Raw genomic sequence first — 13,460 nt, forward strand, 5'->3', positions numbered from 1 at the left:
TTTTAAGTATATATTCTTACTTTTCTAATTCTATTTTTATCTATTTCTTCAACAACAAATCTAATATTATTTAAGTTCACTTCTTCTTTATTGTCAGGAAATCTTCCTAGTTCCCCTATTATTAGTCCTCCGACAGAATCAAATTCTTCAGACTCCATATTAACTCCAATTAAATCGCTAATATCATCTAACCTTGCACTTCCATCAACAATATACTCATCTTCTTTTACAACTTCAATTTCTTCGTTATAATCATCATATTCATCTTCTATATCACCAAAGACTTCTTCTATTAAGTCTTCTATCGTAACTATACCAACAGTTCCACCATACTCATCTAACACAACACTCATATGGTTTCTACTCTTTTTCATTTCATTAAATAATTCTTTAATCTTCTTAAATTCAAATGTATAATGTGGTTCCCTCATATAATCAGAAACCTTAAATCCTTCCTTATTTTGTCCTGCTATTATTAAATCTTTAACATTTAATACACCAACAATATCGTCTATAGTTTGATTATATACAGGAATTCTTGAGAATTGTTCTGTTTTTATTGTTTCAAGAACCTCTTCATAACTAGCATCTATATCTACAGCTATAATATCAACTCTTTGTACCATTACATCCTTAACTTGAGCATCAGCAAAATCAAAAACATTAAAAATCATTTCTTTTTCAACGTCTTCCAATACGCCTTCTTCTTCACTAACTCCAACCATTGTTTTTAACTCTTCTTCTGTTATAAATGGTTCATTTGCCTTTGGATCTCCACCTAATAATCTAATGAATCCACTTGATATAAATGTAAATATCCCTATAAAAGGCTTAAATACTTTTACTATTATACTTATTGGTTTACTAACCTTTAAAGAAACTTGTTCTGACTTTTGCTTTGCTATTGATTTTGGAGTAATTTCTCCAAATATAAGTACTAATACAGTCATTACAGCCGTTGCAATTCCAACTCCACTAGCGCCAAATATGTCAACAAATATTGTTGTTGCTAGTGCTGATGCAGCAATATTAACTATATTATTTCCTATTAATATGGCTCCTAATAACTTATTTGGGTCCTCCGTTAATTTTTCAACTAATTTAGCTCCCTTTACCTTCTCCTCAACCATATGCCTTATTCTTATTTTACTTAAGGATGTAAGAGCTGTTTCTGACATCGAAAAAAATCCAGACAATATCAGTAAAATTATAAGTATCATTATCTGCCACACTTGACTGGGTTCCAAAAAAATCACACTCCTAGAAATTTAATAAAATATTTTGATATTTATTATATCATACGTTAATACTATATGATATAATTTACCAATAAATAAACACAATTTTTACAATTACTTTCAATTTATTTTGATAGTATTTTTTTATAATATAATACTACTTATATATCTAGGCTATGCAAATTTATTAATTAGTATTATATTTTAACTTAACATATTTTTGAGGTGATAACTATGTATATTATTAATTTTATCCGTGGTTTTTTCATGGCATTAGCCGATAGTGTACCTGGAGTTTCAGGTGGTACTATTGCTTTTATATTGGGATTTTATGATGATTTTATAGGTTCATTAAATTCATTAATTTCAAGAGATAATATGGATAATAAAAAACACTCTTTATTCTTTTTAATAAAATTAGGAATTGGTTGGATCGTTGGAATGATATTATCAGTTCTGTTCCTATCATCTATATTTGATTCACAGATTTATAATATTAGTTCATTATTTACTGGATTTATAATCGTTGCAATACCATTAATTATTAAAGAAGAAAAAGATTCTTTAATGGGCAAATATAAAAATATTATCTTTACAGTAATAGGTGCTCTAATTGTAGTTTTAATAACTTACTTTAACCCATCTGGTGGTAATGGTGGTTTAAATCTTTCACTAGATAATTTAAATCTTGGATTAGGACTATTTGTATTTATAGCTGGTGCTATTGCTATATCTGCTATGGTATTGCCAGGAATATCTGGTTCAACATTATTATTAATATTTGGTCTATATACAGGAATAATAAATGCGGTAAAAGAAGTCTTAACATTGAATTTTTCATATCTACCAATCCTTATAATATTTGGACTAGGTGTAATTACAGGAATCTTAACTACTATCAAATTAATTAGATTCCTACTAAAGAAATATAGATCTGCAATGATTTATTTAATTTTAGGTTTAATGATTGGTTCAATATATGCAGTATTTATGGGACCTACTACATTAGAAATTCCTAAAGCGGCTATGAACTTCCAAAGCTTTAGCTGGGTATTCTTTATAATAGGTGGAGCTTTAATATTACTACTTGAAAAATCAAAAGATCTTTTAGAAAAAAAATCTAAATAATAAAAATGTAAAAAGCGATAAGAAGTTTAACTTCTTATCGCTTTTTACAGTACTCCCAACAGGAATCGAACCTGTATCTATCCCTTAGGAGGGGACTATTCTATCCATTGAACTATGAGAGCACATATTATATATATATTTTATTACACCTATTATCCTATGTCAATTTTTTCTACTATATTTTCCTTGGATTTTTTACATTCTTTACCTTTATATTTTTTTCATCTATTACAAATGTAATAATCATATTATTATAAAATGGTGGGTTTTTTCCTACTTTTAATCCTATAGTTATTTCATATTGTTCTGTGCATGGTCCATAGTTATTTGTAACTCTTGCATTTATAACCTCAGCTCTTTTTAAACAATAAGGCGTATTTTTGCCAAACAAAGTAAAAACTTCATTCCTTATATATCTATCTAAAATTGTAATTAAAGCATTTTCAATAATTCTATTCTTAGCTTTATTTTTATCATATGAATAAGGATTTGGTATTGGTATCGGTATTGGAGGTTGTGGAATTGGTATTACTGGTCCTGGAAGTGGAAAGACATTTTGATTATATGAGGAAGTAATATCTTGATTTTCTCCATCACTTCTCAATTTATCATAATTATAATCCTTTATATATCCCCAATCTTCTACACAATTATATTCATTTATCCCCGAGTTAAATTTAACTAAAACTTTAGCATCATATAACTCTTTATTATTTTCTATAAATAAATTATCACCACAAATAATTGCTTGTATTGCTATTGGAAGTTCTTCTCTAAATATTTTATCTCTTATTGTTGTATTTAAAATTCCTTCACCATTATCAAGCTGAACAGATAAAAGCAAGTAATATTTATCCTTTTTTACCCATATACCTAAAACTTCATCTCTTACTTTATAATCAATACTATCATTATCATATTCATTCCCTATAGTTAAAAATAATTCTCCCGTTTCATCTGAATGAGTTAATGTATATTTTCTTAATTCTGCAGGCTCCATTATACTTATTCCATTTTTTAAGCTCACTTTTAAATCTTTAGGATTAAATTTAAACAAGTTTTTGCACCTCATATATAAATACTTATAAAATCAATATATGAATAACCTTATAATTAGTTTATTATATTTTATACTTGTAATATCTTACTTTGAATGTATGTTTATAGTATACTTTACTTATATATTAAAATTTAGGAGTGACATTATTATGATAAGAACTATAATTTGGTTTATATGGTTTGCTTTAAGCTTAATAATAAGTATACCTTTTATGTTTAGAGTTAAATATTTAATCAAGAAAAATAAAATAAAAGAAAGCGAAGAACTAATATATAAATGTATTAATATTTGGGCTAAATCTCTATTAAAAATTGCTGGCGTTAAAGTAAATGTACACGGCGTTGAAAATATACCTAAAGATAAAGCTGTATTATTTGTAGGTAATCATCAAGGTAATTTCGATATTCCTATTTATATAACTCAAATACCTCAGCTTATTGGATTTATCGCCAAAATAGAAATAGAAAAGATTCCTCTAGTTAAAACTTGGATGTCATTTATGCATTGTGTATTCATGGATAGAAGTAATTTAAGAAAATCTGGCGAAGCTATAATAAAGGGAGTTAAAAACCTTAAAGCCGGAAACTCTATGGTTATTTTCCCTGAAGGTACTAGAAGTAAGGGGGGCCCTATGAAGGAATTTAAAGCAGGTAGCTTTAAATTGGCTACTAAAGCAAAATGTCCTATAATTCCTGTTACTATGGATGGTTCTTATAAAATACTTGAGGCAAATGGCAAATGGATAAAACCAGCTACTGTTAACCTTTATTTCCATAAAGCAATTGAAACTGAAAATCTAACTAAAGAAGAGCAAGACTTACTTCCAAAGCAAGTTCATAATATAATTTCTAAAGTACTTTAAATAAAAAAATAAATGGTAAATGAAATTTAAACTTCATTTACCATTTATTTTTTTATTAAAATCTTATTTGTAATTAACTCGAGGTTAACTGCACTACTTATTACTACAATATTTGTTTCGATAGAAAAATAGAGTACACAGGTAGTTTGACTTCCTATATACTCTATGACACAATAACACAATATTTAAAATTAAGTAATGACTATTTCCATTGCATATTTTGAACTATTTTTAGCAAAATGTCAATTATATTTTTTTGTTATTTTTAGTTTATTTTTCTGTAAAAGTTTTCATATACTACATAATGTGTTATTTGAAAAACTAATTCCATTTTTACAATAAATACTTAGTGCATTAATTATCTTTTTGCTATATACTTAATAAAGTCGATTGATACGAAATAATTATTTAAATAATTTAAAATAAATAAAATTTATGAAAAAAAGAGGATACTATATGACGAATTTAACATTTAATGATTTAGGCTTAAAAGAGACTTTAGTTAAAGCCATTGACGATTTAGGTTTTACTACACCATCTCAAATCCAAGCCGAAGCAATTCCAGTTGCCCTTGCAGGTAACGATCTTATAGGTCAAGCTCAAACTGGTACAGGAAAAACAGCAGCATTTGGCTTACCTATGATAAACAATTTAACAGTAAAAAACGCTATTGGTTCAATAATCTTAGCTCCAACAAGAGAATTAGCTATCCAAGTTCACGATGAATTAGTTAAATTAACTAAGTACGAAAAATTAAACATTGTAGCTGTATATGGTGGTGCTCCAATTCATCTTCAAGCTAGAGATTTAAAGAAAGCTAATATAGTTGTTGGAACTCCTGGTAGAGTTTTAGATCATATTAGAAGAGGTAATTTACCATTATCTTCAGTTGAGTTCTTAGTTTTAGATGAAGCTGATGAAATGTTAAATATGGGATTCATTGATGATATGGAAGAAATAATGAAGAGTATTCCTGAGGAAAGACAAACTTTATTATTCTCTGCAACAATGCCTCCACAAATTAAAAAGCTATCAAAGAAATACTTAAAAGATGATGCAAAGCATGTTGCCATTGCAAAAAAAGAAATGACTGGTTCAACAATTAAGCAAAACTTCTTCGAAGTTCATAACTCTCAAAGATTAGAAGCACTTTGTAGATTAATTGATTTTGATAACCCAACTGCTGGAATCATCTTCTGCAGAACTAAGAAAGGTGTTGATGACTTAGTTGCTGCAATGCAAGCTAGAGGATACATGGTTGAAGGTATGCACGGAGATATGTCTCAAGTACAAAGAATGAAGACTCTTGCTAAATTTAAAAATGGTTCATTAAAATTCTTAGTTGCTACAGATGTTGCTGCTAGAGGAATTGACGTTGATGGAGTAACTCACGTATTTAACTATGAATTACCTCAAGACGTTGAATCATACGTTCATAGAATTGGTAGAACTGGTAGAGCTGGTAGAGAAGGTACTGCTTACAGCATAATTACTCCTAGAGAATTCGGATTCTTAAAGCAAATTAAGAACGTAACTAAGAGTAATATTGAAAAGAGACCTGTTCCTACAGTTCAAGAAATATACAATACTAAATTTGAAACTATGGCAAATGAAATTAGTTCAATTATTGAAGCTGAAGACTACTCAAACTTTGTAGATATCGCTACTCAATTAAATGAAAAATATGATGCTGTTAAAGTTATAGCTTCATTAATGCAAAGTCAATTCAAAACTCAATTATCTTTTGAATATGAAAATGATAAATTAGAAGCTCCAGCTCCAGTTAAAAATGAAGATGACGTTAGATTATTCTTCTCAGCAGGTAGAAGAGATGGACTAACTATTAAGACATTAATTAACTATATAAAAGACAATGCAAAAGTTGGCGCATCTCAAATAAGAGATATAGATATAATGGAAAACTTCGCATTTGTAAATATTGAAAACTCAGTTCATAGACAAGTTCTTGAAAAATGTACTGGTGGAAAAATAAATAAGAGAAGAGTTAATGTTGAAGTTTCAACTAATAACAAAAGTAAAAATAAAAGAAGAAAATCTAGATAGTAAAAAAGATAAGGAATTTACTTCCTTATCTTTTTTTTAACTCCTTCAATTAAATATTCTAAATGGCTAATATCTACATTCTCTTTTTTAAGCATTTTTAATCTTTGCTCGGCTCTATCTACAGTTTCTAAGGCTTCAGACCAATCTTTCCCTTTAACAGCGCTATTTGCATATTCTATTAAATAATCTATTTTTAATACCATTTCTGCTAAATCTTCTTTATCTTCATTTATCAAATCTAATAAAATATCATATATTTTAGGGGATACCTTATTCCTAGAATCTCTTAATAAGTTATTATTTTTACTAGTTATTTTCGCCATTATTTATACCTCCAAATAATGTTACTAAATTTATCACTTTTTATTATTATAACTTATATTTAGTAAATATACTCAGAAAATATTTCTGCAAAACCCTCTATACTCATTGGTGATACTCTAACTCTTTTTAATTCATAATTCCCATCTGTGATCTGACTTATTCCACCTTGTGTTGTTACAGCTGCTTTTATTCCTAATTCCTTTGCAATCTCTATAGTTTCATCACTATATCGACCTACTGGGTAACATAAATAATTTGCTTCTGCTCCAATTACTTCTCTTAAAAATGTTTGTGCGTTTCTTATCTCATCAATAGCTTCTTCTCTAGATAAATTATTTAATTCTACATGATTTTCTGTGTGATTTTCTATAATCATTCCTGCATCTTGCATTTCTCTAAGCATATCTGAGGACATATAATATCCATTATCAACACCACTTGTTATAACAAAAAATGTTCCCTTCATATTATGTTCCTTTAGTGATGGAAAAGCGCTAGTATAGTTATCCATATATCCATCATCAAAAGTTATAACAACAGGTCTCTTAGGTACCTTGCCTGTATTCATCGCTTCAATAGCCTCATCCATACTCATTGAAGTAAAATTATTTTCTTCAAGCCAAGCCATTTGCTCATCAAACATATCTGGTGGTACTAAAAGACTATTATTAGGATCATCATCACTTATAGAATGATACATAAGTATTGGAATTCTAACTTCTTCAGATACTATACTTATATACTCTACTGTTGATTCTTCTTCCACGTTATCTTCTATACTTTCTTCTTCAGGGATATCTACTTCCATACCTTCATCTTCATGATTTTCTCCAATTTGAATCTCATTAGTTATCCCCAATTGATCTTCTTTAACAATTTCATTATTACTACATCCAATGATGCTAAAACTTAAAATTAGTAAAATAGCAATTGATTTAAATATTTTATTCATTTCATACACCCCACTTTTTATAATTTTATCTATAATTTTACATTGTTTTATGTTATATGTAAACTTTTTATCTTTTTCAACATTTTGCAAGTTTTTTATATATATTTTTCATTTATATCTTTTGGCAAAAACTTTTATTTTCTATCTTTATAATTTAAATTTTTATAAATTATTTTGCAAATCAAATATATAAGCAAAAAATTTCATACTTTTTAAAAATATAATAATATTTTTTATTTATATTATATTTAATTCTGTATATTTTTTATATTTTATTATCAAATATTTATTTTCATATTTTTCTCTTTGTATTCAAAATAATTTTAAGTGTTATATTATTTTCTAAATATTCTTTAAAAAGAATTATTTGTTTTTTATATTTCATTTGTAAATTTATTACGTTTTATTTTTTGAATTTTTTGATCTAAATAGATGAAGATTAATATTTTTACATATAATTACATGTATTTTTTATCCTTTTATTCAATTTTATTCTTAGATGTTTTTTTGTCTAATTTTATAAAATTTTATATTTTTTTCTCTTATTTTATACTTTTTTTATTTTTATTTATTCCTTACATTAAAATTTTCTTTATTAAATAGAGGTATAAAAAAATATCTAGTATGCATACTAGATATCCATTAATTTTATTATTTATTTTCTTCTAAAATCTTTTTAAGCTTATTTTGCACTAACCATAATTTCTTTTGTTTTCTATTATATGCAACCATTTTAGTCTTATTATTCTTACTTGCATCAAGTAAGTTTATATATTTTTCATCAGCAATTTTTAATGCATCTTCAATTACTAAAAGCTCTTCTTTAGTAAACATATTATTTTCCCTCCAATTAATAAAAATTTTTACTTGTATTATTATATCATATATTAATTAGAGGGAGTAACTAGTTAATAACATAAGTATTTACTTTCATACTAATTTTTTATTAATTACGTAATACTACTTTATCTTTCCCCTTCTATAACACTTTGCATAGTACTTTTATCCATTGCTCCTGGTATATACTTTGTTATATAGCCTTCTTTATCTATTATAAATGTAGTTGGAAATGCACTTATACCATAATCATATACCATTGCTCCATTATTATCTAATACAACCGGAAATGTATATCCTTCTTCGCTTAAGAAATCTTTTATATCATTCTCATTTCCTTCTCTTCCTAAATTAGGTGATGCAACTCCAAGTATAACTACATCATCTTGATTTTTATTATACTCATTATATAATTCTTCCATATGAGGCATTTCCCCTCTACATGGTGGACACCAAGTTGCCCAAAAGTTTAAAAATACTATTTTCCCTTTATATTCGCTTAACGTATGCCTATTACCGTACTGATCATATAATGTAAAATCTATTGGTTCTATTTTATTCTCCTCATTATCTTGTGCTTGTTCATTATTTTCAACTATATTACCCTCATTTAAATTCTCATTACGTATATTTAATTGATTATTTATACCTACAAATCCATTAAAAAACATAACTAATCCTGCAATAATAATTATTACTCCACTAATACTTTTAATAATACCCATATAGCTCTTCATTTTATCAAATCTTTTGAATAACTTATCATAGAATAAAGCTACTATTATAAATGGTAATATAAATCCTATAATATAAGATAATATAAGTAAATTAGATATAATAATATTATCCGAACTTGAAGCCATAATAAGTACTGAAGCTAATATAGGCCCAATACACGGTGTCCATCCAAAACTAAATGTAAATCCCAATATAAAAGCTGTTACTGGAGACATTGCATTAGAATTAATATTTAATCTTTTTTCTTTACTTAAAAACTCCGACTTTATAATTCCTAAGTAAAATAATCCCATAATAATTATTATAATTCCACCAATAATCATTATAATATTTTTATTTGTGTTTAAAAATGAACTTAATGCACTTATAGATGAACCTAATATAAAGAATGTAATTGAAATTCCTAATGTGAAAAATATAGTATTTTTCAGTAAAATACTACGACTTACCTTAGAATCCTTTAAATCATTCACCGTACTATTAGATAACATACTTAAATATATCGGCAGTATTGGCAATATACATGGTGAAAAAATAGATAATATTCCTTCTATAAATACAATAAAAAAATTTACATTTTGCATAACAACCCCCTATTTAATAATTTTACTCTTAACTTTATATTAAATTAAATCAATAATTTACTCAATTAGATATTTTTGTAATTTTAAAAAAATAGTAGTAGTTAACTATTTTTATACTTAACCACTACTATTTTATAGATTTTTACTAGAAAAATTACTATTACTACACTATATAATTTTATGCTTAATTTATATGTATATAATTATTATTAATAATCAATTTGTTATCATTTAATTTTTAAATCATCTATTGGAAAAGGCTTACTATAGTAATATCCTTGTATATATACTTTTTCTTCACCTAATAATTTAATCAATTTAATTTGTTCTAATGTTTCTGCACCTTCAATAACTACTCGCTTTTCATAAATACTCAAAATATCTAGAATAGCTTTTAAGATTTGTTGCTTTTTAATTGAATCCTCATATCCATCAATAAATATTTTATCTAATTTCACTATATCATAATCTATTTTTTGCAAAATATCAAAATTTGAATATTTAATTCCGAAATCATCCATAGCAAATATAATTCCCATTTTTTTTAATAATTCTATTCTTTTATTTATAGCAAAAAAATCATTACTTGAAAGCCTTTCTGTAATTTCAAAACACAAATAATATTTCATTTTTTCATACTTTTTCAAAATTGACTGTACATCATTTATAAAATTAGGATTAAGTAAATCTTTATATGAAATATTTATAGACACATAAAAATTATCCTTACAATTATTTATAAGTTTTAATTTATTATAATCACATAAAGATTTATCAATAGCCCATAAAGTAATATTATACATAATATCTAACTTCTCAATTTCATTTAAAAAATAGTATGGAGTTAAAATTTTCTCACCATTATCTAATCTCAATAATGCCTCATATCCTATAGCATTATTATTTCTTACATCAATAATAGGTTGGTAAAATAATTTAAATTTATCATTGGATAAATAATTCATGTATTTTATTGAAATCTTCCTTTGATTTAATATTTTTTTACCTTTTCTAAATGAAAAAATACTTATTGTTATTACAATACTAAATATTAAAAAGTAAGTTTCATATCTAGCTTCATTATATGCATGATTAAAATAATGATTATATAAATTATATATTTTTTTACTATTTTTCGAATTTATATTAATAAGTATATTATCTATTTTATTAATTAAATCTGCATTATCTTTATTTGCTACTATGTAGCTTCCCCCCAAAGCATACATATACACATCTTTAAATCTTCTAAAAAATTTGTCATGTCCACTAGCAACAGTAAAATCAATTTCCCCTGATTTTAACCATTCTTTTAACTGGTTATTTGATTCAGCCAATTTCACTTCAAAGTTTATTCCATTATTAATTAATTGATCATAAAAATATTTATAATTATATAAATTAGGATTATACCCAAAAATTAATCCATTTAAGCTACTTAAATCACCAAATTCTATATTTCTATTTGTGAATATATAATTTACTTTATTACCAATAATATATGTGCTGTATTCAAATTTTTTTTCAAACTCTTCCGTTTTTATAACCCCAAATAGCAAATCAATTTCTTTGTTTATTAATTTTTCATAATAGTTATTAAATGTTACATTCTCATATCTAAAGTCTATATTTAATTCTTCTGCAATAACCTTCATAATATCATAATAATACCCTTGTGGATTTCCTTTATTATCTAAATAATAATACGGATACTCTTCATAAAATCCAACAATGACTTCTTCTGTTTCAGCATTAACAGCAAAAGTATTAACCATAAAAAATAAAAAGAAAAAACATAATAATTTAATCAATTTATATTTCATTTTTCTACCTCCTAAAATTTATATTAGGAACAAAACCAAATGAGTACACCAACATTTAATTTTAAATTTTTATTTCTTTTTTATCTGATATTTTACCAAAACCCTTTTATATAATAATCTATTCTCATGAATACATCTATTTATTATTAACTAAATAAATTACATACCTCTGTTTTACTAGTACTATCATTAAAAAGAATATTTAAATATAAATCCCTATATTTAAACGCTATCCAAAATAATAAACAATTATTCACCATAGGCTTGATTATAATTTATTGATACATTCTTTTACTTATACTACGCTATTTTTATTAATAAAAATAGCCCTATCCCATTATTTTATTAATAGGTACGGCTATTTTCTCAATATATTGCATAATTCTTTTTCTTATTTTTCTATTTTAATTGTTATTTTTATTCATATATATCTGAAAGTTCCATATTAATTCTTTCTTCTCTATTATTATATACTTTATTAAGCCAACTATCATTTTCTAAATCCTTAATAAATACATCTGGTATTTTAATTATAAATTCACTACCTTTTCCTAATTCACTTTTAACCTTAATCTCCCCTTTATGTGCTTCAACTAAGTTCTTTACAATAGCTAATCCAACTCCACAACCTTCGCTTACTTTATTTAACCTTTTTTCTGAATTAGAAAATTCAGAAAAAATTGTTTGTAGTTTTTTTTCTGATATTCCATATCCATTATCTTTAACAGATATATTTACTTTATTATTTTTCAAATATATGCTAACATTTATAATTCTATTTCCATCATTAAATTTTATTGAATTAGAAATTAAATTTATCACTATTCTTTCTAATTTTACCTTGTCAAATGATACGATTTTCTCTTCTATTTCAGTATCAAATATTATTTTTAAGTTTTTAAATTTTCCATAATTATTTATATCCAAACATATATCTTCCACTGTGCTTACAATATCATAATTATGTAAATTTAAATTAACATTATCATTATATATATTAGTTAAGTCTATAAAATTATTTGATAACCTTAGTATTCTTAATGAATTTATTCTTATTCTTTCAATACTTTTCAATAATAAGTTTTTATAATCACTTATATTAAAAACTTTTAATTGATTTTCTAAAAGTTGTATAGTTGTTATAATTATATTTATAGGCGTTCTAAATTCATGTGTTAAATTAGAGAAAAAGCCTTCTTTTAATTTATCTAGTTCTTCATCATATGAAATTGTCTTCATTATACTTAATATTCCTTTAGCATTATTTTTATCTAATATGGCAATTTTGTTAATTTCATATATATATTTTTTATTATTTATATAGATAACTTCCTTATATTCAATATTTGTTTTTCTTTTTAATACTTCTTCATCTGTTTTTTTTATTTGATTAACATTATATATTAGTTCATTAATCTCTTCATATTTCTTACCATAAAGTTCTTCTTTTTTATTTATTCCAAGTTGACTTGCATAACTTTTATTAAAATAAATATGCTTTCCTTCTAAATCTCTATAAGCTATTTGTAAAGGAATTAAATCTAATATTGACTCTATTTCCTCTCTAGATAATTTTTTCCTCATAAAGCGCCCTTCCATTGCTATATTTATATATTTTCGTTCAATATTAAAAATATATTGTTTAATAATAATATCTTAATTTAAGATGTTAATTCTAATATTTATTAATTCAAAGTAAAAAGTAATTTCTTTAATAAATACTACTTTCTTTTAATCGTTTAACAACTTATTAAAACTATGTACTATACTTATAATGGTGTTAGTATAAAGTAGTGGACACATTAAATCGAACTAAGTAAAATAATATTTAGTTAAGAAAGGATGTGTCC

General features: G+C 25.0%; 11 protein-coding genes and 1 tRNA gene. 3 read left to right on the forward strand and 9 right to left on the reverse strand.

What is annotated here, in order from left to right:
- Positions 1–2: 2 nt before the first annotated feature.
- Positions 3–1,247: an HlyC/CorC family transporter gene (locus tag LPC13_RS13100; protein ID WP_040419829.1), complete on the reverse strand. Its 1,245-nt coding sequence runs from the start codon at positions 1,245–1,247 to the stop codon at positions 3–5.
- Positions 1,248–1,472: 225 nt separating this feature from the next.
- On the opposite strand from LPC13_RS13100, the gene LPC13_RS13105 reads away from it, so the two are divergent.
- The gene (locus tag LPC13_RS13105) at positions 1,473–2,366 is read left to right on the forward strand and encodes a DUF368 domain-containing protein (protein ID WP_234088856.1); all 894 of its coding nucleotides are present in this window, start codon (positions 1,473–1,475) and stop codon (positions 2,364–2,366) included.
- A 50-nt stretch (positions 2,367–2,416) separates the two neighbouring features.
- Here the strand turns inward: LPC13_RS13105 and LPC13_RS13110 are convergent.
- Positions 2,417–2,488 (reverse strand) — tRNA-Arg (locus LPC13_RS13110).
- 53 nt (positions 2,489–2,541) lie between these two features.
- Positions 2,542–3,423, reverse strand: a complete 882-nt coding sequence (locus LPC13_RS13115) for a staygreen family protein (protein ID WP_051040716.1) — start codon at positions 3,421–3,423, stop codon at positions 2,542–2,544.
- Between the two features lie 151 nt (positions 3,424–3,574).
- On the opposite strand from LPC13_RS13115, the gene LPC13_RS13120 reads away from it, so the two are divergent.
- Positions 3,575–4,288: a lysophospholipid acyltransferase family protein gene (locus tag LPC13_RS13120; protein ID WP_195245248.1), complete on the forward strand. Its 714-nt coding sequence runs from the start codon at positions 3,575–3,577 to the stop codon at positions 4,286–4,288.
- Between the two features lie 456 nt (positions 4,289–4,744).
- On the forward strand, positions 4,745–6,352 hold the full coding sequence (locus LPC13_RS13125) for a DEAD/DEAH box helicase (protein WP_195245247.1): 1,608 nt from the start codon (positions 4,745–4,747) through the stop codon (positions 6,350–6,352).
- A 17-nt stretch (positions 6,353–6,369) separates the two neighbouring features.
- On the opposite strand, the gene LPC13_RS13130 is transcribed toward LPC13_RS13125, so the two are convergent.
- From LPC13_RS13130 to LPC13_RS13155, 6 genes are all read right to left on the reverse strand, one after another.
- A complete protein-coding gene (locus LPC13_RS13130) occupies positions 6,370–6,675 on the reverse strand; it encodes a hypothetical protein (protein ID WP_005212021.1) in 306 nt (101 codons plus the stop codon).
- A gap of 59 nt (positions 6,676–6,734) precedes the next feature.
- Positions 6,735–7,628 (reverse strand): polysaccharide deacetylase family protein, encoded by an 894-nt coding sequence (locus LPC13_RS13135; RefSeq protein ID WP_040418985.1) that lies wholly within the window; start codon positions 7,626–7,628, stop codon positions 6,735–6,737.
- 651 nt (positions 7,629–8,279) lie between these two features.
- Positions 8,280–8,462 carry a hypothetical protein gene (locus tag LPC13_RS13140; RefSeq protein ID WP_005212017.1) on the reverse strand — a complete coding sequence of 61 codons (183 nt, stop codon included), beginning with the start codon at positions 8,460–8,462 and terminating at the stop codon, positions 8,280–8,282.
- Between the two features lie 131 nt (positions 8,463–8,593).
- The gene (locus LPC13_RS13145) at positions 8,594–9,787 is read right to left on the reverse strand and encodes a cytochrome c biogenesis protein/redoxin (RefSeq protein WP_005212015.1); all 1,194 of its coding nucleotides are present in this window, start codon (positions 9,785–9,787) and stop codon (positions 8,594–8,596) included.
- Between the two features lie 227 nt (positions 9,788–10,014).
- On the reverse strand, positions 10,015–11,610 hold the full coding sequence (locus LPC13_RS13150) for an EAL domain-containing protein (RefSeq protein WP_234088857.1): 1,596 nt from the start codon (positions 11,608–11,610) through the stop codon (positions 10,015–10,017).
- 417 nt (positions 11,611–12,027) lie between these two features.
- Positions 12,028–13,194 carry a sensor histidine kinase gene (locus LPC13_RS13155; protein WP_051040665.1) on the reverse strand — a complete coding sequence of 389 codons (1,167 nt, stop codon included), beginning with the start codon at positions 13,192–13,194 and terminating at the stop codon, positions 12,028–12,030.
- Positions 13,195–13,460: the final 266 nt, after the last annotated feature.

This window comes from Clostridium celatum (assembly GCF_021412605.1).
Classification (GTDB): Bacteria; Bacillota; Clostridia; order Clostridiales; family Clostridiaceae; genus Clostridium; species Clostridium celatum.